Origin of the sequence: Propionivibrio limicola (assembly GCF_009469695.1) — a bacterium.
Classification (GTDB): Bacteria; Pseudomonadota; Gammaproteobacteria; order Burkholderiales; family Rhodocyclaceae; genus Propionivibrio; species Propionivibrio limicola.
In genome coordinates this window covers 358,803-384,140 of record NZ_SSSR01000002.1, presented here as the reverse complement: position 1 = coordinate 384,140, position 25,338 = coordinate 358,803, and the positions used below count along the sequence as shown (strand labels likewise).

General features: G+C 61.5%; 24 protein-coding genes. 15 read left to right on the top strand and 9 right to left on the bottom strand.

Annotation, left to right across the window (positions count from 1 at the left end):
- Positions 1-58 precede the first annotated feature (58 nt).
- Together GH659_RS03805 and GH659_RS03800 are read right to left on the bottom strand one after the other, a co-directional pair.
- A complete protein-coding gene (locus tag GH659_RS03805) occupies positions 59-565 on the bottom strand; it encodes an FKBP-type peptidyl-prolyl cis-trans isomerase (protein WP_211364085.1) in 507 nt (168 codons plus the stop codon).
- Positions 565-1,032, bottom strand: a complete 468-nt coding sequence (locus GH659_RS03800; protein WP_153109411.1) for a peroxiredoxin — start codon at positions 1,030-1,032, stop codon at positions 565-567. Before GH659_RS03800 ends, GH659_RS03805 begins: the two co-directional genes overlap by 1 nt.
- Positions 1,033-1,240: 208 nt before the next feature.
- Here GH659_RS03800 and GH659_RS03795 point away from each other — a divergent pair, with 208 nt between their 5' ends.
- Positions 1,241-1,957, top strand: a complete 717-nt coding sequence (locus GH659_RS03795; RefSeq protein ID WP_153109410.1) for an SIMPL domain-containing protein — start codon at positions 1,241-1,243, stop codon at positions 1,955-1,957.
- Positions 1,958-1,983: 26 nt separating this feature from the next.
- Here GH659_RS03795 and ftsB read toward each other — a convergent pair whose 3' ends face one another.
- The 5 genes from ftsB to GH659_RS03770 form a co-directional block, all read right to left on the bottom strand.
- Positions 1,984-2,298: a cell division protein FtsB gene (gene ftsB, locus GH659_RS03790; protein ID WP_153109409.1), complete on the bottom strand. Its 315-nt coding sequence runs from the start codon at positions 2,296-2,298 to the stop codon at positions 1,984-1,986.
- Between the two features lie 113 nt (positions 2,299-2,411).
- Positions 2,412-3,695: a phosphopyruvate hydratase gene (gene eno, locus GH659_RS03785; RefSeq protein ID WP_153109408.1), complete on the bottom strand. Its 1,284-nt coding sequence runs from the start codon at positions 3,693-3,695 to the stop codon at positions 2,412-2,414.
- 135 nt (positions 3,696-3,830) lie between these two features.
- Positions 3,831-4,667 carry a 3-deoxy-8-phosphooctulonate synthase gene (gene kdsA / locus GH659_RS03780; protein ID WP_153109407.1) on the bottom strand — a complete coding sequence of 279 codons (837 nt, stop codon included), beginning with the start codon at positions 4,665-4,667 and terminating at the stop codon, positions 3,831-3,833.
- A complete protein-coding gene (pyrG, locus tag GH659_RS03775) occupies positions 4,664-6,298 on the bottom strand; it encodes a CTP synthase (RefSeq protein ID WP_153109406.1) in 1,635 nt (544 codons plus the stop codon). The genes kdsA and pyrG overlap by 4 nt, the downstream gene beginning before the upstream one ends.
- A 130-nt stretch (positions 6,299-6,428) precedes the next feature.
- Complete coding sequence (locus tag GH659_RS03770; protein ID WP_153109405.1) at positions 6,429-8,066, bottom strand: ABC transporter permease; 1,638 nt, start codon at positions 8,064-8,066, stop codon at positions 6,429-6,431.
- 128 nt (positions 8,067-8,194) lie between these two features.
- Between GH659_RS03770 and GH659_RS03765 the strand changes: the two genes are divergently transcribed.
- Genes GH659_RS03765 through GH659_RS03755 form a run of 3 tightly spaced genes read left to right on the top strand, consistent with a single transcriptional unit; the run spans position 8,195 to position 10,744 of the window.
- Positions 8,195-9,280 (top strand): ABC transporter ATP-binding protein, encoded by a 1,086-nt coding sequence (locus GH659_RS03765; RefSeq protein WP_153109404.1) that lies wholly within the window; start codon positions 8,195-8,197, stop codon positions 9,278-9,280.
- The gene (gene aat, locus GH659_RS03760) at positions 9,277-9,996 is read left to right on the top strand and encodes a leucyl/phenylalanyl-tRNA--protein transferase (protein WP_153109403.1); all 720 of its coding nucleotides are present in this window, start codon (positions 9,277-9,279) and stop codon (positions 9,994-9,996) included. The genes GH659_RS03765 and aat overlap by 4 nt, the downstream gene beginning before the upstream one ends.
- 16 nt (positions 9,997-10,012) lie before the next feature.
- Complete coding sequence (locus GH659_RS03755) at positions 10,013-10,744, top strand: arginyltransferase (RefSeq protein WP_153109402.1); 732 nt, start codon at positions 10,013-10,015, stop codon at positions 10,742-10,744.
- 30 nt (positions 10,745-10,774) lie between these two features.
- Here the strand turns inward: GH659_RS03755 and GH659_RS03750 are convergent, their stop codons facing one another.
- A complete protein-coding gene (locus GH659_RS03750; RefSeq protein ID WP_153109401.1) occupies positions 10,775-11,743 on the bottom strand; it encodes a magnesium and cobalt transport protein CorA in 969 nt (322 codons plus the stop codon).
- Between the two features lie 100 nt (positions 11,744-11,843).
- Between GH659_RS03750 and GH659_RS03745 the strand changes: the two genes are divergently transcribed.
- Positions 11,844-12,884 carry a quinone-dependent dihydroorotate dehydrogenase gene (locus GH659_RS03745; RefSeq protein ID WP_153109400.1) on the top strand — a complete coding sequence of 347 codons (1,041 nt, stop codon included), beginning with the start codon at positions 11,844-11,846 and terminating at the stop codon, positions 12,882-12,884.
- Positions 12,885-13,163: 279 nt separating this feature from the next.
- Here the strand turns inward: GH659_RS03745 and GH659_RS03740 are convergent, their stop codons facing one another.
- Positions 13,164-14,903, bottom strand: coding sequence for a choice-of-anchor I family protein (locus GH659_RS03740; RefSeq protein ID WP_153109399.1), 1,740 nt, complete (start codon positions 14,901-14,903; stop codon positions 13,164-13,166).
- A 271-nt stretch (positions 14,904-15,174) separates the two neighbouring features.
- Here GH659_RS03740 and rsxA point away from each other — a divergent pair, with 271 nt between their 5' ends.
- The 10 genes from rsxA (at position 15,175) to GH659_RS03690 (ending at position 25,201) form a co-directional block, all read left to right on the top strand.
- The gene (rsxA, locus tag GH659_RS03735) at positions 15,175-15,759 is read left to right on the top strand and encodes an electron transport complex subunit RsxA (RefSeq protein ID WP_153109398.1); all 585 of its coding nucleotides are present in this window, start codon (positions 15,175-15,177) and stop codon (positions 15,757-15,759) included.
- Entirely contained in the window at positions 15,756-16,298 is a 543-nt protein-coding gene (gene rsxB, locus GH659_RS03730) for an electron transport complex subunit RsxB (protein ID WP_153109397.1), read from the top strand. The genes rsxA and rsxB overlap by 4 nt, the downstream gene beginning before the upstream one ends.
- Before the next feature lie 101 nt (positions 16,299-16,399).
- Positions 16,400-18,100, top strand: coding sequence for an electron transport complex subunit RsxC (rsxC, locus tag GH659_RS03725; protein ID WP_153109396.1), 1,701 nt, complete (start codon positions 16,400-16,402; stop codon positions 18,098-18,100).
- 160 nt (positions 18,101-18,260) lie between these two features.
- Entirely contained in the window at positions 18,261-19,280 is a 1,020-nt protein-coding gene (locus GH659_RS03720; protein WP_153109395.1) for an RnfABCDGE type electron transport complex subunit D, read from the top strand.
- Positions 19,277-19,933, top strand: coding sequence for an electron transport complex subunit RsxG (rsxG, locus tag GH659_RS03715; RefSeq protein WP_153109394.1), 657 nt, complete (start codon positions 19,277-19,279; stop codon positions 19,931-19,933). The genes GH659_RS03720 and rsxG overlap by 4 nt, the downstream gene beginning before the upstream one ends.
- 126 nt (positions 19,934-20,059) lie before the next feature.
- A complete protein-coding gene (locus GH659_RS03710) occupies positions 20,060-20,755 on the top strand; it encodes an electron transport complex subunit E (protein WP_153109393.1) in 696 nt (231 codons plus the stop codon).
- A 6-nt stretch (positions 20,756-20,761) separates the two neighbouring features.
- Positions 20,762-21,445 carry an endonuclease III gene (gene nth / locus GH659_RS03705; RefSeq protein ID WP_153109392.1) on the top strand — a complete coding sequence of 228 codons (684 nt, stop codon included), beginning with the start codon at positions 20,762-20,764 and terminating at the stop codon, positions 21,443-21,445.
- The gene (locus tag GH659_RS03700) at positions 21,442-22,581 is read left to right on the top strand and encodes an FIST C-terminal domain-containing protein (protein WP_170285814.1); all 1,140 of its coding nucleotides are present in this window, start codon (positions 21,442-21,444) and stop codon (positions 22,579-22,581) included. Before nth ends, GH659_RS03700 begins: the two co-directional genes overlap by 4 nt.
- Positions 22,562-22,993, top strand: a complete 432-nt coding sequence (locus tag GH659_RS03695; protein ID WP_153109390.1) for a DUF1841 family protein — start codon at positions 22,562-22,564, stop codon at positions 22,991-22,993. The genes GH659_RS03700 and GH659_RS03695 overlap by 20 nt, the downstream gene beginning before the upstream one ends.
- Positions 22,994-23,206: 213 nt before the next feature.
- Positions 23,207-25,201 (top strand): HDOD domain-containing protein, encoded by a 1,995-nt coding sequence (locus GH659_RS03690; RefSeq protein WP_153109389.1) that lies wholly within the window; start codon positions 23,207-23,209, stop codon positions 25,199-25,201.
- The last annotated feature ends 137 nt before the right edge of the window (positions 25,202-25,338 follow it).

The window sequence follows — 25,338 nt, the reverse complement described above, 5'->3', positions numbered from 1 at the left end:
AAACGAAAAACGCTGCCTGCGGGCAGCGTTTTTCGTTTATAGACATACGAGCCGTAGCTTATTCGTCGTCCTCTTCATCCTCGCAACCATCGGCGCCATGCACATGGCCGTGTTCGATTTCCTCGGCGCTCGCCGGGCGCACAGCCGTCACGGTGCACGTAAAAACCAGCGCCATGCCAGCCAGCGGATGGTTGCCATCGAGCACGACCTTGTCGTCGGCAATTTCGGTCACGCGGTAGATGAGGACCTCGTCTTCATCCCCGCCCTCCGGCATGCCCTCGAACTGCATGCCAACCTGCAATTCCTCCGGGAAATTCTTGCGCGGTTCGATCTGCACCAGTTCGGCGTCGTACTCGCCAAAAGCGTCATCCGGCTGCATTTTCACGACGACCGACTCACCGACCTTTTTGCCCTGCACCGCTTCCTCGATCATCGGGAAAATGTCGTCGTAACCGCCGTGCAGATAAACCAGCGGATCCTTGCCCGGATCAACCAGTTCGCCATCCGGATCGGCAACGCTGTAATCGAGGGTAACGACGGTATTCTTTGCTACTTGCATGTTCATCAGTTGATTTCCTTCACCACGCGCAAAACCTCCAGCGCGTGGCCTTTGGGGTTGACTCCGTACTGCACAAAGCGGAGAACCCCCTGTTTGTCGATAACAAAAGTGGAGCGGACGATGCCATGCTTTTTGACGCCATCCACTTCTTTCGCCTGCCACACTCCATACTTCCTGCACGCCATTCCCTCAGCATCGGACAATAGCCGCACCGAAATGCCGTGCTTGTCGCGAAACTCGGCATGTTTCAGGCAGTCGTCCCGGCTGATGCCAAGAACGGTGCACTGATGCCGGGAAAATTCTTCCTCGTGATCGGAAAAATCAACGGCTTCGAGCGTGCAGCCCGGAGTTCCGTCCCTTGGATAGAAAAACAGAATGACATGATTTTTGCCACGGCAAGTGGCAATGTCGACCGGATCCATATCCGCGTCGGGGAGGATGAACATTGGTGCCGCCTGTCCAATCTTCAGCATTCTGCCCTCCTCAAGGACGTCGCCCGTCTTCCCGAGCGACTGGTACATCGATCACCCGCCCGGAAGCCGTAGGCGAGCCGATTCTAACCAAGCTTCTCGCCGCTGACCAGAAATAATCCGGAAAGCGCATCAACTAGAATGAACAAGCGGATTCGCCGCCAGGAGTTTCTTAACCTCAGTTCATTTCATCATCAAGGAAGCCGATATCATGAAAAACGCACTTCCAGCCACCCCGCGCGGAAATCCGGCCAAGCGCCTGACCATCGCCGCCTTCATCAGCGTACTGGCATTTGTCTTGTCCGCCACCGCCTCGGCCGGTCCGATTACGGTGGAGCTGACCGCTGACGCCAGCCGTCCGGCTGTCAACGATCTGTTCCGGGCCACCGTCGCCGCAGAAGCGACGAACGACACTCCGGCCGAACTCGCCAGAAACGTTAACCGCCTGATCGGCGAGGCCCTCAAAACCGCCCGCGCCTACCCCGCCGTCAAAACACAAAGCGGCAGTTCGAGCACCCAGCCAGTCTATTCGAAATCGGGAAAGATCGAGGCGTGGCGCATGCGGTCCGAACTGACGCTGGAATCCGCGGACATGGCCCATCTGTCCGAACTTCTCGGCAAGCTGCAACTCACCCTTGCCGTATCCGGCCTATCCATGCAGCCATCGCCGGAGACCCGGAAAAAGGCCGAAAACGAGGCCATCGTCGATGCGATTGCGGCCTTCAAGGCGCGCGCCAGGATCGTGGCCGACAGTCTCGGCAAGCCCTACACAATCAAGCAACTCGCGATCACCACCTCGGGCAGAATCACCCCACCGATGATGCGCGCTGCCGCAAAATCAATGTCGTACGAGTCCGCCCCGATGCCGATCGAGGCCGGGGACACTCAAATCAGCGTGACCGCGTCCGGCCAGATTGAACTGCCGTGAGAAGCGAAAAAACGGGGATGTGCCGATTACCGGCCTTTCGAAGGAGAGTCCGTCGCAGTATCGGACGGGGCCTTCTCGGGAATCTGGACGAACACTTCGTCCTGTTTGATCATGCCAAGTTCAAAGCGGGCCCGCTCTTCGATCGCGTCGTAGCCTTGCTTGAGATCGCGTACTTCGGCATCAAGACCGGCGTTGCGGACCTCCAGCTTCTTGTTGTTTTCTTTCTGTATTTGAAGCCGGTGATCGACATCCCAAACACGCAACCAGCCCCCCTTGCCCAGCCATAGCGGGTACTGCACGAGCAGCAGCAAGGAGATCAGCACTAAGGAGAGCCAGCGCATCGTTAGGGAAGCGATCAAAAATCAGGACGAGGGCCGAACGATAAAAAAGCGGAGAAAAACCGGTGGATTTGTTTTCCACCGACTCTCCGCTTGCTCATTGACGGCCCGGTGCCTTACTTGAGGTTATAGAAGGCTTCGCGGCCAGGATAGCCAGCGGTATCGCCGAGATCTTCCTCGATGCGGAGCAGCTGGTTGTACTTGGCGATACGATCAGAACGCGACAGCGAACCGGTCTTGATCTGCAGCGCATTCATGCCGACTGCGATATCGGCAATCGTCGTGTCCTCGGTTTCGCCCGAGCGGTGCGAGATCACGGCCGTGTAACCGGCGCGCTTGGCCATTTCAATGGCGGCAAACGTTTCGGACAACGTACCGATCTGGTTGATCTTGATCAGGATCGAGTTGGCGACGCCAGTCTTGATGCCTTCCTTGAAGATCTTGGTGTTGGTGACAAAAACGTCGTCGCCGACGAGCTGAATGGCCTCGCCCAGACGATCAGTCAGCGCCTTCCAGCCGTCCCAGTCGCCCTCGGCCATGCCGTCCTCGATCGACACGATCGGGAACTGGTCAACGAGGTTGGCCAGATAGTCGACGAACTGCTCGGCGGTCAGTTGCAGACCTTCACCTTCGAGGCAGTACTTGCCGTCCTTGTAAAACTCGGACGCCGCGCAATCGAGGCCGATCAGCACATCTTCACCGGGAACGTAACCAGCCGCTTCGATGGCCTGCACCACCAGTTGCAGCGCTTCGGCATGGCTGGAAAGATTGGGAGCGAAACCGCCCTCGTCGCCGACCGCGGTCGAAAAGCCCTTCTTGTCGAGCAGCTTCTTGAGCGCGTGGAAAACTTCGGCGCCGCAGCGCAGCGCTTCGCGGAACGAACCCTGGCTCACCGGCAGCACCATGAATTCCTGGAAATCCAGGCTGTTGTTGGCATGTTCACCGCCGTTGATGATGTTCATCATCGGCACCGGCATCTGCATCGGGCCCGAACCGCCGAAGTAGCGATAGAGCGGCAGGCCGGCTTCTTCAGCGGCTGCCTTGGCAACAGCCATCGACACGGCCAGCATGGCATTGGCGCCGAGGCGCGATTTGTTCTCCGTGCCGTCGAGCTGGATCAGGGTCTGGTCGATGAATGCCTGTTCCTGTGCATCGAGGCCGATGATGGCTTCGGCGATCTCGGTGTTAACGTTTTCAACGGCTTGCATGACGCCCTTGCCGGAGTAGCGCGAGGTATCGCCGTCGCGCAGTTCGATGGCTTCGCGCGAACCGGTGGACGCGCCCGACGGCACGGCCGCACGCCCCATGACGCCCGACTCGAGCAGAACGTCGCACTCAACGGTAGGGTTGCCGCGCGAATCGAGAATCTCGCGAGCTACGACATCAACAACAGAACTCATAGTTTTTCCTTCTTTTGAAAATTTCTTTCAAACTTTCGACAGACCAGTGAGGCTGGGCAAAACATGGATCTTTCCGCCCGCCAGCCTGTTCCCCGATTTTCTTTTTATTCCATCGCAATGCGCGAATGGAGCGGATTATCGCATTTCCTCGAAGCCGTTGGCTTTTACCATTTTATCTAGCGCCACCAGGGTGCTCAGCAGACTCTCCATGCGATCGAGCGGCCAGCTGTTAGGGCCATCGGACAGCGCCTTTTCCGGACATGGATGTGTCTCCATGAACAGGCCGGCAACGCCAACGGCAACAGCAGCGCGCGCCAGCACCGGCACGAACTCGCGCTGACCGCCGGAAGACGTTCCCTGCCCGCCCGGCAACTGCACCGAATGCGTGGCGTCGAAAACGACCGGGCACGCCGTCTCGCGCATGATGGCCAAGCTGCGCATATCGGAAACGAGATTGTTGTATCCGAACGACACGCCGCGCTCGCAAACCATGATCGTATCGGCACCGCCGTTGGCTTCCTTCGCCTTGGCGACAACGTTTTTCATGTCGCCCGGCGCCAGAAACTGGCCCTTCTTGATGTTCACCGGCTTGCCGCAGGTGGCCACCGCATGGATGAAATCGGTCTGGCGACAAAGGAAGGCGGGGGTCTGCAACACATCAACGACGGAGGCGACGGCGGCGACATCCTCTTCCGTATGCACGTCGGTCAAGACGGGCACGCCCACTTGCCGACGCACTTCGGCCAGCATCTGCAAGCCACCCTCCAGCCCCGGCCCGCGCACGGACTTGCCCGAGCTGCGGTTCGCCTTGTCGTAGGAGGCTTTGAAAATGTACGGCACGCCGAGACGAGCGCAGATTTCCTTCATGCGCCCCGCCACGTCGATGCACAGCTGTTGCGACTCGGCCGTGCATGGCCCGGCGATCAGGAAGAGCGGCTTGTCGAGGCCGACCTCGAAATCGCAGAGCTTCATGCCTTGCCCCGGCCCGCGATGGCCGCACGCACGAACGACGTAAACAGCGGATGGCCGAAACGCGGCGAGGAAGTGAATTCGGGATGGAACTGACAGCCGACGAACCACGGATGCTCGGACTTCGGCAACTCGATCATCTCGCAGAGATCGGTGCCCGGCGCGCGCCCGGCAACGACAAGGCCTTTGGCTTCGAGTTCGCTCAACAGCGTGTTATTCACCTCGTAGCGATGACGGTGGCGCTCAACAATCTCGGCCTTGCCGTAGATTTCGCGAGCCAGCGTCCCCTCGGCCAGTTGGCACACCTGACCGCCGAGGCGCATGGTGCCACCGAGGTCGGAGTTTTCGTCACGCTTCTCGAGCTTGCCGGAAGCATCCTGCCATTCGGTAATCAGGCCGATCACCGGATAAGGCGAATCCTTGACGAACTCGGTACTGTGCGCACCTTCCATGCCCGCCACATCGCGTGCGAACTCGACTACGGCCAACTGCATGCCAAGGCAAATGCCGAGGTACGGAATCTTGTTTTCGCGCGCATAGCGGATGGCGTTGATCTTGCCTTCCGTCCCGCGACGACCAAAACCGCCCGGCACCAGAATCGCGTCCATGCCCTTGAGGGCGCCGCAACCCTTGGTTTCCAGCTCTTCCGAGTCGATGTAATGAATCTTGACCTTGCTGCGCGTGTAGATGCCGGCGTGGACAAGAGCTTCGATCAGCGACTTGTACGACTCGGTCAGATCGACGTACTTGCCGACGAAAGCGACATTGACGATGCACTCCGGATTTTCCAGCGCATGCACAAGCGTCTTCCAGACGGAAAGGTCAGCCGCCTTGGCCAGGATGCCGAGACGATGGCAAACGATCTCGTCGAGCATCTGGTCGTGCAGCATGGCCGGAATCTTGTAGATCGAGTCGGCGTCGAGGCACTCGATGACGGCTTCGCGCTGCACGTTGCAGAAGAGCGCAATCTTGGCCTTTTCGTCCTCGGGAATTGCCCGGTCGGCGCGACAAAGCAACACGTCCGGCTGGATACCGATTTCGCGCAGTTCCTTGACAGAATGCTGCGTCGGCTTGGTCTTCAGCTCGCCGGCGGTCGGGATGTACGGCAGCAGCGTCAGATGGATGTAGCAGGCGTTGTTGCGGCCTTCCTGAATCCCCATCTGGCGAATCGCTTCAAGGAACGGCAGCGACTCGATGTCGCCGACCGTGCCGCCGACTTCGACGATCGCCACATCGGCCCCTTCGGCGCCGCGGCGGATGTGCGCCTTGATCTCGTCGGTGATGTGAGGGATGACCTGCACGGTCTTGCCGAGATATTCACCGCGCCGCTCCTTCTTGATGACGGTCTCGTAGATCTGGCCGGTCGTGAAGTTGTTGCGCTTGGCCATCTTGGCGCTGGTAAAGCGCTCGTAATGCCCGAGATCGAGGTCGGTCTCGGCGCCGTCTTCGGTAACGAAGACTTCGCCGTGCTGGAACGGGCTCATCGTTCCGGGATCGACGTTGATGTACGGGTCAAGCTTGAGGTGGGTAATCTTGATGCCGCGAGATTCGAGGATGGCACCAAGGGACGCAGCGGCGATGCCTTTGCCCAAAGAGGACACCACACCGCCGGTAACGAAGACGTATTTGGTCATGGATATATCAGCTGCGGGAAAGCCGAATTGTAGCTGAAAAATGGTGCACTCCCAAAGCGGCATAAACAAATGGGCGCCCGCCCCGCCACCGGCACTCCCCGCAAAAACCGCTTGCCGACAGGGTTTCGGGCTATTCCCGACGGCTGGCGGCAATCTGCCGCGACAGGAAGATCAACGGCAAGATACCGACGACCACGATCGCCAACGCGGCCGTCGACGCCTCGGCAAGCCGCTCATCGGAGGCCAGGGTATATGCCTGCGTCGCCAGCGTATCGAAGTTGAACGGACGCATCACCAGCGTCGCCGGCAGTTCCTTCATGACATCGACGAACACGAGCAACGCCGAAGTCAGCAGGCCGCCGCGCACAATCGGCAGATGAACGCGCCGCAAGGTCTCGCCCTGGCTCGCCCCGAGGCTGCGCGCCGCCTCGTCCATGCTCGGCGTCACTTTGGCCAGACTGGCACTGACGGCCTGCAAGGCGACGGCAAGAAAGCGCACCAGATACGCGTAGACCAGCGCCGCGATGCCGCCCGTCAACAACAGCCCCGGATTGTGGCCGAACCAGCTTTGCCATTGCGCGGCCAGCACGTGATCGAGCCGCGTGACCGGAATCAGCACGCCGACCGCAATCACTGAACCCGGCACGGCGTAGCCGAGGCTGACGAGCCGGTTCAACGCTGCGGCAAAAATGCCTTTCGACAAGCGCCCACCGTAAGCGAGCAGCAAGGCAAGTCCGACAGCGACGACGGCGGTCAGTCCGGCAAGAACGAAGCTGTTGCGGGCCAGCGTGACGAAATGTCCGCCGAACTGCGCATCGCCCTGCGTCAGCGCCATGTGCAGCAACAATCCGGCCGGCAGGGCAAAACCGGCGACCAACGGCAACGCGCAGGCCAGCATGGCCAGCAAGGCCGCACCGCTTTTCAACGCCATGCCGCCGAGCGGACGATTGCGCCCGGTCGTGTTGTGGAAGCGCGCCCGCCCACGCGACATCTGCTCCAACACAAGGAAAAGCATCACGAAGGCGAGCAACGCGGCAGCGAGCTGGGCGGCGGCGATACGGTCGCCGAGCGAAAACCAGGCGCGGTAGATACCAGTCGTGAACGTCTGCACGCCAAAATAGGAAACCGTCCCGTAATCGGCCAGCGTTTCCATCAGCGCCAGCGTCACGCCGGTCGCCACCGCCGGCCGCGCCAGCGGCAACGAGACGCGAAAGAAGCTGCGCCACGGCCCGTAACCGAGCGTGCGCGCCGCCTCCAGCATACCGCTCGCCCGTTCGATAAAGGCCGTCCGCGCCAGCAAATAAACGTAGGGATAGAGCACGCAGACGAACATCGCCATCGCCCCGCCCAGACTCCGCACATCGGGGAACCAGTAATCGGCGCGCGTCCAGCCGAACGTCTCGCGCAACGCGCTTTGCACCGGACCGACAAATTGCAGGAAATCGGTATAGACGTAGGCCAGCACGTAGGCTGGCGCGGCCAGCGGCAGAACAAGCGCCCATTCGAAGAAGCGCCGCCCCGGAAATTCGCACATCGCCGTCAACCACGCCGTCGCCACCCCAACGATCAGAACGCCGGCACCGACTCCGAAGCACAGCCAGAGCGTATTGCCCACATACTCCGGCAGCACCGTCGACGCCAGATGCCGCCAAACCTCGCCGGTCCCGCCGCTGAAAATATTGGTCAGTACGCTGCCGACGGGCATGGCGATCAAGGCCGCAACGAGGGCAATCGCGGCCAACAGGGGAGTCATCGAAGTCGTCTTCATCGCGGCGCTCAGTCAAATGAGAATTATACTTATCTTCCTGCTTTCTACCGTCACAGCAACGATATCCTGTTTTATATTGTCGCTGACCGGCGACCACCGTATCACTCATACTACGACCCCATCCACCCATGTCTCATCTTGAACTTGATCATCTCGTCCAGCGCTACGGGGAACACACCGTCGTCAACGGCGTAAGCTTCCGCATCGAAACAGGAAGCATCGCCTGCCTGCTCGGCCCTTCCGGCTGCGGCAAGACCACCCTGCTGCGCTGCATCGCCGGCTTCGAACCGATCGCCGGGGGCGAAATTCGCGTCGAAGGCGAACTCTTCTCGCGGCCGGGCTGCTCCCTGCCGCCGGAAAAACGGCAGATCGGCATGGTGTTTCAGGATTACGCCCTTTTCCCGCACCTGACAATCAGCGACAACATCGCTTTCGGCCTCAAGGACGAGACGCCTGAAGAACGGAAAACACGCGTTGCCGGCTTGTTGCAGACAATCGGTCTCGACCACCAGGGCAACAAATATCCGCACGAACTCTCCGGCGGACAGCAACAGCGCGTCGCCCTCGCCCGCGCCCTCGCACCGCGTCCGCAACTCATTCTGCTCGACGAACCGTTCTCAAACCTCGACGTCGATCTGCGCGAACGCCTGTCCGTCGAAGTGCGCGACATCCTCAAACAGGAAGGCATGACGGCCATCCTGGTCACACACGACCAGCATGAGGCCTTCGCCATGGCCGACGAGATCGGCATCATGCACGGCGGCGCCATCCAGCAGTGGGATACGCCATACAACCTCTACCATCGCCCGGCCAACCGTTTCGTCGCCGACTTTGTCGGCCAGGGCGCCTTTCTGGAAGGCACGATCATCGACGAGCACTGGGTCGAGGTTGACACCGGCGTGCTTGAATCCCAAAAGCCGCTCGCTTGCTGTTTCGATGCCAGCCCGGCCTGCGGCCCGGGCAGCCGCGTCGAAGTGCTGGTGCGACCGGATGATGTCGTACACGACGACGCCAGCCCGCTCAAGGCCGAAGTCCTGCATCGCGCCTTCCGCGGCGCCGAGTTTCTCTACACGCTTCGGCTGCCGGGCGGCGCACAACTCCTCTCGCTCGTCTCCTCGCACCACAACCACGCCATCGGCGAACAGATCGGCATCCGGCTCGAGATCGACGATATCGTCTGTTTTCCGGTGCAAGCCACGCTCTCTCCACCATGATCCCTTGGCTTGAAAGCAACGGCGACTTCCCGCCGCTCGAAGGCGCCTTGCACGAACCGAACGGCCTGCTCTGTGCTGGGGGCGAACTGTCGCCGCACCGCCTCATTGCCGCCTATCGACACGGCGTTTTCCCGTGGTACGCCAAAGGCGAGCCGATCCTGTGGTGGAGTCCCGATCCGCGCATGGTGCTGGTGCCGTCGGAATTCAAGCTTTCCCGCTCGCTACGCAAGACGCTGCGCAACACGCGCTACGAAGTCCGCCTCGACTACGCCTTCCCGTCCGTCATCTACGCTTGCGCCAAAACACGGCGCAGCGGCCAGAGCGGCACCTGGATCACCACCGAGATGCAGGCGGCGTACATCGCGCTGCATGAACTCGGTCATGCGCACTCGGTCGAAACGTGGATCGATGGACACCTCGTCGGCGGGTTGTATGGGCTGTCGATCGGCGCCATGTTTTACGGCGAGTCGATGTTCGCCCACGTCACCGACGCCTCGAAGATCGCTCTCGCGCATCTGGCGCGCCTGCTCGACGAAAACGGCTTTGGCCTGATCGACTGTCAGATGAACACGTCCCATCTTGCTTCGCTCGGCGGCCGTGAAATTCCGCGTCGCGAATTCATCGACCGCCTGCGCACCTTGACCGCCGGAAAGCCAAGGCAACTTCCTCCCTGCGGACGCTGGCCGGTCGATGCCGCTCAGCGGGCATGGGACTGACCACGAACTTCACGCCATGTCGCACCCAAACGAAACCGATTTCCCGTTCTACGCCATGGAGTTCTACAACACCGCCGCGTACCCGTGCAGCTACCTGCCCGAACGGCTCTCCGTTTCGCAAGTCGCCACGCCGCCACAACTGATCACCACCGACGCCTACAGCGAACTCGTGCGCCACGGTTTCCGGCGTAGCGGCCTGTTCACCTACCGGCCACATTGCCCCGACTGTCACGCCTGCGTGCCGGTGCGCGTGCCTGTCGACTACTTTCAGCCAGACCGCAGCCAGCGCCGCTGCGTCAAAGCCAACACCGCGTTGGTGGCGCACGAACGGCCGCTGATGTTCATTGACGAGCATTACGCACTCTATCGCCGCTACCAGAGCCGGCGCCACGCCGGGGGCGGCATGGACCAGGACGACAGCGAACAATACGAGAACTTCCTGCTGCAGAGTACCGTTGATACCCGGCTGATCGAATTTACCGAAAACGGCGTGCTGCGCATGGTCAGCGTCATCGACGTCCTCGACGACGGCCTCTCATCCGTCTACACCTTCTTCGACCCGGACGCGGCAAGCGCCGGTCTCGGCACCTACAACGTCCTGTGGCAGATCGACCAGTGCCGGGTCAACCGCCTGCCTTACCTTTACCTCGGCTACTGGATCAAGGAAAGCCGAAAGATGGCGTACAAGACCCGCTTTCGCCCGACCGAAGGACTGATCAACGGCGAATGGCGGACGCTGAACTTCTGATCCGGACGTTGCACCGCCCTCGCCAACGCTTCAAAGCCAGCCGGCACGCTTGAAGCGGTAGCGGAGATAACTGCCGGCAGCGACCAGCAACAGAAGCGCCACGGGATAGCCGTACTCCCAGTCGAGTTCCGGCATGTTCCTGAAATTCATGCCCCAGATACCGGCCAACGCCGTAACGACGGCGAAAATCCCCGCCCACGCCGCCAGCTTCTTGTTCACTTCCCCCTCCTCGATCGCCACCATCGACAGGTTCGCCTGAATCGCCGTACCGATGGTGTCGCGGATGATGTCGAGTGAGCCGTTGATGCGTGTCAGATGATCGAGGACATCGCGGAAATACTCGCGGCTGTTGGCGCAGACAACCGGCCCCCGCGTACCGGCGAGCTTGCCGGTTTCCTCCAGCAGTGGGGCAACGGCGTGCTTGATGCGCATGATTTTCCCTTTGAGTTCATAAAGCCGCTTGATGTTGGCAAGCGCCGCGCCTTTGCTGAAAATCTGCGCCTCGATGTCTTCAAGCTCCGATTCGAGCCGATCGATGATCGGAAAATAGCGGTCGACGATCGCATCCATCAGCGCATAGAACACAAACCCCGCGCCATGCCGGAGCAGGTGCGGCTCGCGTTCGCAACGCTCGCGAACGGCGCGAAAATCCTGCCGGCTACGGTTTCTGACGGAGAGCACATAATTGCGCCCGACGAACACGGCCACTTCGCCCACATTCAACTCGCCGCCAGCGGTGAGTTCAAGCAAGTGCAAGACGGCGAACAGCGAATCGCCATACTCCTCGATCTTCGGACGCTGGTGCCCGTGGTGCGCATCTTCCACCGCCAGTTCGTGCAGGGCGAACTCTTCCTTCATCAGTTGCAATTCATCTGGCGTCGCATCACGAAGCGACACCCACACAAAGCACTCCGGCCGCGCCAGAAAATCGCTGATTTCCTCGACCTGCAGACTGCTCAGACGAGTCCCGTTTTCATAAGCCACACAATTGATCAGCAAGACCTGCCCTCCTCATTTGCTCCAAATTGGAACCCGCTCCATTATCCGGACACAGCCAACGGACGGCCAGCGCCTGCGGACATTACGGTAAAATCCGCCGATGCTCTATACACTGATCCGAAAATTCCTCTTCTCGCTCGATCCGGAAACCGCGCACGGCCTTGCCATGTCCGGCATCGATTTCCTCCACAAAAGCCGCCTGGCCTGTGCGATGACGCCGCCGGTCCCATCCTGCCCGGTCAACATGATGGGCCTGACCTTCCCCAACCCGGTCGGTCTCGCCGCCGGGCTGGACAAGAACGCCGAGCATATCGACGCGCTGGCCGCACTCGGTTTCGGCTTCATCGAGGTCGGCACCGTCACGCCGCGCCCGCAGCCGGGCAACCCCAAGCCGCGCATGTTCCGCATCCCGGAAAAGCAGGCGATCATCAACCGCATGGGCTTCAATAACGAAGGCGTCGACAAGTTGCTCGCCAACGTCGCCGCCTCGCAGTTCGCCAGAAACGGCGGCATCCTCGGCATCAACATCGGCAAGAATTTCGACACGCCGATCGAGAAAGCCGCCGACGATTACCTGATCTGTCTGGAACGTGTTTACACCGCCGCCAGCTACGTCGCCGTCAACATCTCCAGCCCGAACACCAAGAATCTGCGCGAACTGCAGAAGGACGACGCGCTCGACGCGCTGCTCGCCAGTCTCAAGGCCAGGCAGATGCAGCTCGCGGACAAGCACGGAAAATACGTGCCGCTCGCCCTGAAGATCGCGCCGGACCTCGAAGACGTGCAAATCCAGTCGATCGCCGACCTGCTGCGCCAGCACCGCATGGATGCGGTCATCGCCACCAACACCACGCTTTCGCGCGAGGAAGTCAAAGGCTGCCCGAACGCCGAAGAAACCGGCGGCCTTTCCGGCGCCCCGGTCTTCGAACGTTCGACCGCCGTCCTGAAGAAACTCTCCGCCGCGCTCGCCGGCGAAGTGCCGATCATCGGCGTCGGCGGCATCATGGACGGCGAACAGGCCGCCGCCAAGATCGAGGCCGGCGCCAGCCTCGTCCAGCTTTATACCGGCTTCATCTATCGCGGTCCGGAGCTGGTCGCCGAAGCCTCGGCGGCCGCGGCAAAGGCCATCGGCAAACGGTAACAAGCGGTAATTTCCGGAAGCCGCGACACCTGTTGCACGTCGCGGCCCGACGTTTCCCCGCGTTTGCCGACATTCGCCTGAGCACGTCCGCGCACTTCTTCCCCTCTTAGCCTTAACAGGTCGTTATTGATTCAACCCTGTGATGCTTGCATTTTTTCACGTCAAATCCGCTTGGCAGCAGAGCAAGGTGGCAAAGGTGCAAACTTCAGCGGGCCGAATCAATAGCAGGCGTCAACTTGCCAAAAGTGTCAGGGCAAATTTCAACAGCCTGTTCACACGTTACTTCGTGGTGACAGCGATCTCGTGAATGGCGGTCGTGCCACTGACTTCATTGCCAACGATCAGCAGCGGCTTGCCGTTGGGGCTATCGGAGGCGGAAACGAACTTGAAGCCTTCAGGGCCAAGGTCACCCGCATCGACGCTGTAAGTCGAACCGGAGTTGTCAGCCGGATCAACCACCAGGTTACGGTCGTTGAGATACTGAACAAAGGTCGGCGCCGCCGGATTGGTGATGTCATACACCATGATGCCGCCCATGCGCTCAAGGCCGACAAAGGCGTACGTCTTGTCGTAGATCTTGCCGATGGCGAGGGCTTCCGGTTCCGGCCCCTTGTCGTCGCTACGGCCGTCACCGTCGTTTTCTTCGTGGTTATTGTTGAAGTCGTTGCCGTAAATCTCGGCCGTTTTCTTCTCGAAGGCATCACCCGAATCAAAAACGAGAGCACCGGTCGTTGCGTTCCAGATCGAGAAGGAACGACCACCAAACGCGAATAGCTTCTCATACAGACCGTCACCGTTGGCATCGCCCAGCTTTGTGGTGACCTTTAGGCGACCCAGGTTGGCATCCATCTTGAGCGTCGTGGCGTCGGTGAACACGGTGGTGTCGAGCGACAGATTCTTGACGCGCGTTTCCTCATTATTGACGTTATCGCCACTGGCGTCCTCGACACCCCAATCGGCACGGGAATCGCCCTCGTTGGCGGTAACGAGGTACGTCTGTCCATTCACCTGATAGGACGCGATCGAATCCGGCATGTACATGCCGTAGACCGGCCAGTTGCCGATCGTCGCGCCGGAATCCTTATCGCTCGGATCGAGGCCGTTGCCGGCCAACGAATGATTCTTGAATCCGAGGGAAATGATCTTCGTCACGTTAGCGGCGGTGAGGTCAACAACGGCGATCGCGTTGGCTTCCTGCAGCGAAACGTAGGCGGTTTTCGAATCGTCTGAAATGGCGACATATTCCGGCTCAAGGTCTTCGGCAACTGTTGAGGAACGAACGATGGCGCCGGTCGAATCGACAACCTGTCCGAACACGCGCACATCGGACGGCAGTTCGGAATGGCGAGCGCCACCGACGTTGAAAGCGGTGAACGTGGCGCTGCGCAACGAGAAGTCACTTACGTTGATGATGTCAACGCGGCCCTCCGGATCGACCGTGTAGTCTTCCGGCTCGCCCTCGATGGCCACGACGGATTTCGTCCCGTCAGGCGTAAACGTCACCATGTCGGGCAGCGCGCCGACCTGAACGGCCTGTACATAGGTCAGTGTTGCGCGATTGAGGAACACGACCCAGCCATTGCTGGTCTTCGGATTCGCTTCGACGGCAACGGCGACAAGATCGCCACTGATGGCAATGCTGTTGGCCGCCCCGACAACGGCAACATCGCTCACCTTGCCGTTCGCGTGCAGTATCTGGGCCAGGTTGAGGCTGGAGTTCAGCACCGGCGCCGTGACATTGGACGCGTCGAAAACGTCAACAGCACCGCTCTCGGCATTGACCGTGAAAATGCGCTTGCCCGTCTTGTCAAAAGCGACGATCTCGGATGCGGAAACGGCAAACCCTTGGGATGCGGTGCGCCCGATCCGCGACAGGCTGATTGTTTCAACTGTCGGATCGGTAACGACTGCCGGGGTGGATGAATCGCTGGAATCGGACGAACCGCCACCGCAGGCGGCGACGATCACGCCGGATATGATGACGGAAAGCAAGGTTTTCTTGAACGTGTTCGTAAACACAGCCACTCCTTATTGGAAAACTTCAAATAGGTGATGAATGAATCCGGAGATGAGCGCAGGACGCTGAAGACCTTCCGGCCGGCTCGCCGGGCAGCTTCTGACAAAGTTATTGCGATTTGATTAACGGCGAACGTCGCCTGATCGGCCACAACAGGAGCCGCAAGGAATTTCATTACCTGCAACGTGGTTGAAGCGTCTCTGTCCGAGGAGGATAATCCGGGCCCTTGGCGGCCGACGTTCGAGCGACCGCATCTCCGTCCACTCATTCGCTATGACCCATTACTTATTCATCATCGTCGGCGCCGTTCTCGTCAACAACGTCGTACTGGTGAAGATTCTCGGCCTGTGCCCGTTCATGGGGGTTTCCAAGAAACTGGACACCGCGATCGGCATGGGCGCCGCCACGACCTTCGTGCTGACCGTTGCGACCGGCGCCAGCTACGTCATCGACCACTATCTGCTTTCGCCCTTCGGGCTTGAATACCTGCGCACCATTTCGTTCATCGTCACCATCGCCGCCGTCGTACAGCTCACCGAAATGGCGATCCAGAAATCGAGTCCGGTCCTGCATCAGGTGCTCGGTATCTACCTGCCGCTGATCACCACCAACTGCGCTGTGCTCGGCGTGCCGTTGCTGAACATGGCCAACCAGCACAACTTTCTGGAGTCGCTGCTCTTCGGCGCTGGCAGCGCCATCGGCTTCTCGCTCGTGCTCGTCCTCTTCGCCGGTCTGCGCGAACGCATCGAAGGCGCCGACGTGCCGGTGCATTTCCGCGGCGCGGCCATCGCCATGATCACGGCCGGCCTGATGTCGCTCGCTTTCATGGGCTTTGCCGGCCTGGACAAGTACCAATGATCACCGCCATCCTGATCATGGCGCTCGGCGCCGTCATCCTCGGCGCGGCGCTTGGCTACGCCTCGGTCAAGTTCAAGGTGCAAGGCAACCCGCTCGTCGAGAAAATCGACGCCATCCTGCCGCAAACGCAATGCGGCCAGTGCGGCTACCCCGGCTGCAAGCCTTACGCCGAAGCGATTGCCGAAGGCGAAGCCGACATCAACCGCTGCCCGCCCGGCGGCATGGAAGGCGTGCGCAAGCTGGCCGACCTGCTCGGGCGCGAGGTCAAACCGCTCGATGCCGAGGAGAAGCCGAAACAAGTGGCCATCATCGACGAACAGCTGTGCATCGGCTGCACCCTCTGCGTACAGGCCTGCCCGGTCGACGCGATCGTCGGCGCCGCCAAGCAGATGCATACCGTCGTCGCCTCGTTGTGCACCGGCTGCGAGTTGTGCGTCAAACCGTGTCCGGTCGAATGCATCCACATGGAACGCATCGTCGAGAACATCGATACCTGGAAATGGAAATACCCGGTCTTCGAAATAAAGCGAGTCGCATGAGCCGCAAACCTATTCACCACAGAGACACAGGGACACAGAGAAAACAAAGCATTTTTCTCTGTGCGGCCTCGGTGCCTCTGTGCCTCTGTGGTTATTGATTTATGTTTTCGTTGTTCAAGTTCAAGGGCGGTATCAAGCCGCCGACCTACAAGGCCGATTCGGTCCGTTTTCCGATCGCGGCAGCCCCCGTGCCGGCACAGCTGATCGTACCGCTGCACCAGAGCATCGGTGGCCAGCCGCACCCGCTGGTGCAGGCCGGCGATCGCGTCCGCAAGGGGCAGCGCATCGGCGCTCCGGACAAATGGATATCGTCGGCCGTGCATGCGCCGACCTCGGGGACCGTCATCGCCATCGAGGAACGCCTCGCCGCGCATCCCTCCGGTTTGCCAACGCTATCGGTCGTCATCGAGGCGGACGGTCGCGACGAGTGGATCAAACGCCAGCCCGTCGATTACGGCCGACTCGAACCGGAACAGGTTCGCGAACTCCTGCGCGATGCCGGCGTGGTCGGCTTGGGCGGCGCCGTTTTTCCAAGTCACGCCAAGCTGACCGCCGCCAGCGACGTGCCGATGGAAGAGCTCGTCATCAACGGCGCCGAGTGCGAGCCGTTCATGAGCTGCGACGATCTGTTGATGCGCGAGCGCGGCGAAGACATCGTGCGCGGCATCGGCATTTTCCGCGACCTGCTGCAACCGAAACGCGTGCTGATCGGCATCGAGGACAACAAGCCCGAGGCCATCGCCGCCATGCAGGCCGCCGTCAAGGCCGTCGGCGAGAACTTCGAAGTCATCGCGGTACCAACGCTCTACCCGGCCGGCGGCGCCAAGCAACTGATCCGCGTACTCACCGGCAAGGAAATCCCGGCCAGCAAACGCTCGCCGGACCTGGGCGTGCAGTGTTTCAACGTCGCCACGGCCTACACCGCCTGGCGGGCCATCGCGTTTGGCGAGCCGGTCATTTCGCGCATCGTGACGCTCACCGGCAATGTCGCGCAGCCGCGCAACTGGGAGGTACTGCTCGGCACGCCGTTGCGCGACCTCGTACCGCTGATGCAGCCGAAGGCCGACACCAACCGCTACGTGATGGGCGGCCCGATGATGGGCTTCGACATGCCAGGTCTCGACGCGCCGATCGTCAAGGCCACCAACTGCATTATTGCCAGCTCACCGGCCATTTTTCCGCCCCCCGCGCCGGAAATGCCCTGCATCCGTTGCGGTGCCTGCGCCGAGGCTTGCCCGCATGAGTTGCAGCCCTTGGAGCTCTACTGGTTTGCGCGCGCCCACAACTTCGGCAAGACGCAGGAATATAACCTGTTCGACTGCATCGAATGCGGCTGTTGCAGCTACGTTTGCCCGTCCCGCATTCCGCTCGTCCAGTATTTCCGCTTCGCCAAAAGCGAAATCTGGGCGCGCGAACGCGAAAAGGAGAATGCCGACGCGGCCCGGGAGCGCTTCGAACTCCGCAATGAGCGCGAAGAACGCGAAAAGGCGGAAAAGGCCGAACGGCTGGCAAAAGCAGCGGCAGCCAGAGTCGCGGCTCCAACGCAACAACCCGCCGACACCGGCCAGCCCGCCACAGAGCAACCGGCCTTCGACCCCGACGCCGCCAAGAAAGCGGCCATCGCCGCCGCGATGGAACGCGCTCGCAAGCAGCGTGAGCAGGTCAAACCGAAAAACACCGACGAGCTGACCGTCGCCCAAAGGAAGGAAATCGCCGAAATCGAGGCGCGACGGGTGCCGTTGCAGGAACCGCAGAACGCTTCCAACGCAGAGATACAGAGGGCGCAGAGAGAAGAAGAATGAGAAAACCAGTCGTCGTGCAACCAAAAAAGCAAACCACCAAGGCACCAAGACACCAAGGGGGCACCAAGCCCCCCCCCTGTTTTCTTGGTGAATCTTTGTGCTCTTGGTGCCTTGGTGGTGAAGCATTTATCGCCTCTGCTGCGTAAGAGATTAAAGCGCCATGAACTTCACTTCCCCTCCCTATCTGACCCAGAACGTCAGCGTCCGCCGGATCATGCTGCAGGTGCTGGCGGCGCTGTTGCCGGCGATTGGCGTCTATCTCTGGCTGCTCGGACCGATCGTGCTCGTGCAACTGGCCATCGCCACGGCAACTGCGCTGGCCGCCGAAGCCGTGATGCTCAAGCTGGTCGACAAGCCGCTCGGCCTGTTTCTCGGCGACGGCAGCGCCATCGTCACCGCCTGGCTGATCGCGCTCGCGTTCCCGCCCATGGCGCCGTGGTGGCTGATCGTCGTCGGCGTCGCCTTCGCCATCGTTGTCGCCAAGCATCTCTACGGCGGGCTCGGCCAGAACCCTTTCAATCCGGCGATGATCGCCTTTGCCGTCTGCATCGTCTCCTTTCCGGCGCTGATGTCGCGCTGGCCGTCGCTCAACATGGACGCGAGCTTCGCCGACCACGTGGCCGTCATGTTCGGCCAGCTGCCGCGCCTCGATGCGATGAACGGCGCGACGCCGCTCGACACGCTGAAGACCGCGCTCAAGCTCGGTGAAGGCCAGGTTTCCGTGGGCGCCATCCTGGCCGACACGCGCATCTTCGGCCGGATGGGCGGCCACGGCTGGGAGTGGGTGGCGGCAGCCTACCTCGCCGGTGGACTGTGGCTCTGGCAGCGCAAGGTCATCGGCTGGCACCTTCCGCTCAGCTTCCTCGGCGGGATGGTTGCCCTCTCCGGCGCACTCTGGCTGTGGAACCCGGCCCAGTTTGCCAGCCCGCTCTTCCACCTCTTTTCCGGCGGCACAATGCTCGGCGCCTTTTTCATCGTCACCGATCCGGTGTCCGGCAGCACGACGCCGAAGGGCAAGCTGATCTTCGGTTTTGCGGCGGGCCTCATTGCCTACCTGATCCGAGTTTTCGGCGGTTACCCGGACGGTGTGGCGTTCTCCGTCCTGCTGCTCAACCTCTGCGTGCCATTGATCGACCTTTACACACAGCCGCCGATTTTCGGGATGAAGGGCGAAAAATGAACCACCTCGTCCGCCCGCCCTCCGCCCCGCAAATGGCCGTCCGCACGGCTCTCATCCTGGTCCTGTTCATGGTCGTCTTCACCGCGCTGCTCTCCGGCGCTTATCTCTGGACACGCCCGGCCATCGAGGCGGCGGCCGCGGAAGAGAAAATGAAGCTGATCGATGAAGTGCTGCCGCGCCAGTCCTACGACAACGACTTGCTCAACGACTTCGTGCGCCTCGAACCGGTCGCGGCGCTGGGCACGGACACGGAAATGAAACTGTTCCGCGCGCGCAAGAACGGCCAGATTGAAACCCTCGTCTTCGAAGCCGTGGCGCCCGACGGCTACGCTGGCAAGATCCGCCTGCTGATCGCGCTCGGCGTCGATGGCACGCTGCGCGGCGTCCGCGTCATTCAGCACAAGGAGACGCCGGGCGTCGGCGACTACATCGAGCCGAAAAAGGACAAAAACCGGGAAGGCCCGTGGATCACCCAGTTCGACGGACTCGCGCCCAGCATCGTCGATGAGCGCGACTGGAAAGTCAAAAAGGACGGCGGTCGCTTCGATTCCGTCGCCGGCGCCACCGTCACGCCACGCGCCATCATCAAAGCCGTGCGCAAGGCCGCGCTGTATGTGGAAGCGAACCGGGTACGGCTTACTGCCGGGCAATGAACACATGAAAACCATTCACCACCAAGTCACCAAGAGCACCAAGTTTCACCAAGGAAAACGATTTTACTTGGTGCCTCTTGGTGATCTTGGAGTCTTGGTGGTTCGCTTTTTTGCCGAGGTCACGCCATGATCACCCGCAACGAATTCCGCCAGATCGCCGCCAACGGCCTCTGGAAGCAGAACACCAGTCTCGTGCAGATTCTCGGTCTGTGCCCCTTGCTCGCCGTGACGACGAACCTCGTCAACGGCGCAATGCTGTCGCTGGCGACGATCATCGTCATGGCGGCGTCGAGCGTCGCCGTCGCCAGCCTGCGCAACCTGATCCCGCATGAAATCCGCATTCCGGTGTTCATCCTCGTCGTCGCCTCGCTGGTGACGGTGATCGACCTCTTGTTCAACGCCAACCTGCACCAGCTCTATCTCGTGCTCGGCATCTTCATCCCGCTGATTGTCACCAACTGCATTGTGCTCGCCCGCGTCGAAGCCTTCGCCAACAAGAACCCGCCGCTGCAATCGCTGTTCGACGGTGTCTTCATGGGCGTCGGCATGCTGTGGACGCTCTCGCTGCTCGGCGGGCTGCGCGAGCTGATCGGCAAGGGCACGCTGTTTTCCGGCATCGACATGGTCATTCCCGGCCTCCAGCCGCTGCAATTGCTACCTGCCGACTATCCCGGCTTCCTGATCGCCATGCTGCCGCCCGGCGCCTTCATCGTACTCGGCTGCCTGATCGCCTGGAAAAACTGGGTCGACGCACGCATTGCCGCGCACCGTTCGCGCAAGACGCTACCGCCGGCACCGCAGACAGTCTCCGCCGCGCAGTAACCGATCATGAACGCCGCCAAGCGCCAAGCCATTTTCGAACGCCTGCGCGCCGCCAATCCGGCGCCGACAACCGAGCTCGAATACGCGACGCCGTTCCAGCTGCTGGTCGCCGTCATCCTCTCCGCGCAAGCCACCGACAAGAGCGTCAACCTCGCCACGCGGCGGCTGTTCGCCGACGCGCCGACGCCGGAAACCATGGCCGCGCTCGGCGAGGCCGGGCTGGAGACGTACATCAACCGCATCGGCCTCTACCGTAACAAGGCGAAGAACGTCATCGCCACCTGCCGCCAGCTGCTCGAAAAACACGGCGGCGACGTGCCGCGCGACCGCGAATCGCTCGAAGCCTTGCCCGGCGTCGGCCGCAAGACGGCCAACGTGGTTCTCAACACCGCCTTTGGCGAACCGACGATTGCGGTGGACACGCACATTTTCCGTGTCGCCAACCGCATCGGGCTCGCCCCCGGAAAAACGCCGCTGGCGGTCGAACAAAAGCTGCTGAAAGTCGTGCCCGCCGAATTCCGGCACGACGCCCACCACTGGCTGATCCTGCACGGTCGCTACATCTGCAAGGCGCGCAAGCCGGAATGCGGACGCTGCCTGATCGTCGACCTGTGCGAGTACAAGGAAAAAACGTGCGGGGACGACGTGATGATCCCCATGCCAAAGCCAATAGTCTCGACCGAAAAATGACCATCGCCACCGCGCTTGTTTCCGGCAACGAGCCGTTGCCACAACTCGTGGAGGAGGCGGTGGCGCGCGCCCTCGCCAAAAGCGACCAGCCGCATGCCCGCAGCGCCCTGCTTTTCCTGACGCCGGAATTCACCCATCACGACCACGCCCGGCAGGCCATTACGGCGGCGGCGCGCGCCGCCTCCTGCCTGCAGATTGCCGGCGGCATCGCTTCCGGCGTGTTGACCGAGGAAGGCTGGGCCGTCGACCGGCCGGCCGCCGCCATCATGCTTTTCTGCGGCGACCTCTCGCCCGCCCCCAGCGCAGACGCCTCGACACCGACGTTCAGCTACGCCGGCGGCAATTTCCCGCCCGCTTGGCGCGAAGGGGCTCCGCGCTTCGGCAGTACATTCTCCGGAAATGCCGCGCCGCCCGTCTGGCAGCAGGGCCGTCTGATCGACGAACAACGGTGCGAACTGCAATTCCCGAACGCGCACATCGATGTCGGCGTCTCCTGCGGGTTGCGCTTGCTCGGCTCCCCACAGCGGGTCGAACGCAGCAACGGCTACGACCTAAACGCGATCGGTGGACACTCGGCGCAGGACAGTCTGCGCCTCGCCCTGCCGCCGGAACTGCGCCCGCATCTGGCCCAGTCGCTGCACCAACTCACCGCCGTTCTGCTCGACGACGCAACCGCAAACCCCGGCGAAGCCCGACTGGCGGCGGCGCAAGGGCGCCACCGTCCGCTACCGATCATCGCGGCCAACAGCGACTCATCGCTGACGCTCGGCGAACGCGTCGCGCCCGGCCAGTATCTGAACTGGGCCATCCGCGAACCGTCGTCCGCCGAGGCCGACATGCGGCGCACGCTCGACAGCCTCGCGGCGAGCGACGGCGCGGCCCAAACGCTGCCTGCCTGCGCCCTGATGTTTTCCTGCATCGGGCGCGGCCCGTACTTCTACGGTCGCGACGACCGCGATCTGGCCGCGCTGCTTGAACGTTTTCCCGGCTTGCCGGTCATCGGTACGTACGGAACGGGACAAATTGCACCGTCATCCGGCACGTCGCAACGCCTCAACCGCCATTTACAGAACGCCGTCGTCACCGCCCTCATCCGCCCACATTCGAAGGAAGCCCATGTTCAATCCCTCCCGTGAGCAAGTTCGCCGCTTTTTCTGCGACGCCTGGCGCAAACACCGCGACCGGCAGATTCTCGACGGCGCCGAAGCCGTCGCCGCCGACCTCATCGCCGAACATCCCGAATACCACGCCCTGCTGGAGAGCCAGGAAGCGGCCGTCGAACAGGAATTCACCCCGGAAACGGGGCAGATGAACCCGTTCCTCCACCTGTCGCTGCATCTGGCCATCGCCGAACAGATCAGCATCGACCAGCCGCCCGGCATCCGCGCTGCCTATGAAACGCTGCGCACGCGCCTCGACGTCCACGACGCCGAACACGCCATCATGGAATGCCTCGGCGAAACCATCTGGGAAGCCCAACGCAACGGCGGCCCGATGGACGCTGTGAAATATCTCGAATCGATCCAGCGAGTCGCGCAGAAGACGTAGCCGTAACAGAAAATCGAAAAGCTTCACCACAAAGACACCAAGAACTCAAAGAAGCACCAAGAAAAGCAAAACACTCCCAGAATTTTTCTTGGTGAAACTTGGAGCCCTTGGTGACTTGGTGGTTCGCTTTTTTAGCTCGGCATTCCATCACCACAACACCTTGAACACGCCAACTTCCGTCTATGATGTAAAAGTAGACTGGAGATTTTGGATATGCGTCTGGTCGATCCGGACCGTTACTCGGCACTCAAAGCGACGGGGAAGCTGCCTTCGCCCAAGGGGGTGGCTTTGTCGATCATCCGGCTGCTGCAGGCCGATGATTTTCGTATCGCCGATCTCGTGCATCTGGTGCAATCCGACCCCGCCATCGCCGGGCGAGTGCTTTATTTCGCCAACGCCGCCGCCTTCGGACGTTCGCGCCCGATCATTTCCCTGCATCGGGCGATTGTCGCCCTCGGCTCGTTCCGCGTGCGCGACCTCGTCATCGGGCTGTCGGTGATGCAAGGGTATCGCTATGGTTTGTGCTCGGCTTTCGACTACGAGGGGTTCTGGGGGCACTCGCTGGCGACGGGGATCGCCTGCCAGGAACTCGCCGACACGGCGGGCATCGCCAGCGAGGAAATCTTCACCATCGGCCTGCTTGCCCGCGTCGGCGAACTGGCACTGGCCTCGCTGTTCCCCGACGAATACGCCGAGGTCCTGCGCGTGGCGCGGGAAGGCGGCCGCGATCTCGTCGAACTCGAACTGCAACGCTTCAGCATGGAGCACCGCGAACTTGGCGCCAGTCTGCTCTGCGAATGGGGACTGCCGGAAATGCTCGCCCAAGCCGCCTTCCATCACGAAAACCCCGACGCCGCGGGTTTTGCCGACGGTTCGCGCGTGCAGACGCTGACCCATGCGCTGTCTTTCGCCAGCGCGCTCGGTCATCTCTGCATGGTCGACGAGGAAGGGCGCTGGAGCCTGCTGCCCGGCCTGCTGGCGCGGGCGGCGCGACTCGGCATCAGCGGCGACACGCTTAACGAGCTGGTCGACCGGATGGTTGGGCGCTGGTGCGAATGGGGCGCCAAGCTGCAAATCAGGACACAATCGCTACCGCCTTTTGCTGAAATTCTGGCCGCCACGCCGCCGTTGAGACGAATGTCCATCACCGGCCTGGCCTCGTTGACGGCCGAAACTCCGCGCAGCGTCGGCAAGAAAGAAGCTGACAAAGCCCCGACGAACGGCGGCACGGATCGGCGCGCCAACGGCTTCCCGCATCTGCGCGTCCTGCTGATCGGCATTCCGCTCCCGGAACTTCCGGCGCTGATGCAACAGATCGAAACGCTCGGCCACCAGCCTGTGCTCGTCGATGAAGCCGAGGCATATCCCTTGGCCGACTCACATCCGCCGGCAGAAATCATCATCGCCGACCTCTCCGCGCCGCGGCTTCGCGCTGCGGAATTCTGCCGCCGCGTCCGCCAAACGCCGCACGGCAAAGATTGCTATCTCCTGTTCCTGCTGCCGCCGAATGGTGAAAAACGCGCGACGGAAGCCATCAAGGCCGGCGCCGACGACGTGCTGACCAAGCCGATCAACGACCAGGCGTTGCGCGCCCATATCAATCTGGCCGCGCGCATGCGGGCCATGCGCGAAGAGATCCACCGCGAACGGCAAGGCATCATGCGTTCCACGGACGAATTCGCCATCGCCCAGAAACGCTTGCTGCAAGACGCGCTGACCGACCCGCTGACACAGTTGCCCAACCGGCGCAAAGGCCTCGACTTTCTTGCCTCGGAACTGATTTACAGCCGCACCACCGGCATGCCGCTCACCTGTCTGATGATTGACATCGATCACTTCAAGGACATCAACGATACCCACGGCCATGCGGCCGGCGACGCCATCTTGCGCCATCTGGCGGGCATACTCAAACGCAGCACGCGCAGCGAAGACATGGTGTTTCGTTATGGCGGCGAGGAATTTGTCGCCATCCTGACCCGGGCGCCGAAACATAACGCCGAGCAAATCGCCGAACGCATGCGCATGCATATCGAGAAGGCGGTTTTCCGCTGGAACAAGCAACGCATCCCGGTGACGATCAGTATCGGGCTGGCGACGGCCGGTCGCGGCGTCGACAGCACCGCCCTGATTGAAACGGCCGACACTGCGCTCTACAAGGCCAAGAAAGAAGGGCGCAACTGCGTCGTTTGCTCTCCCGGCGACGTTTAGCGGGAGGCAGCCTCTGCCCCCGTGCGCAAGGGCGATAGTGCTCCGGACTACCCGCCCCCGAAGGCAAAACCGCTTCCAACGCCGTGGCGTGCACCTCTGTGATCGGGCCAATGGGTTTCGGCATTATGATGACGCCT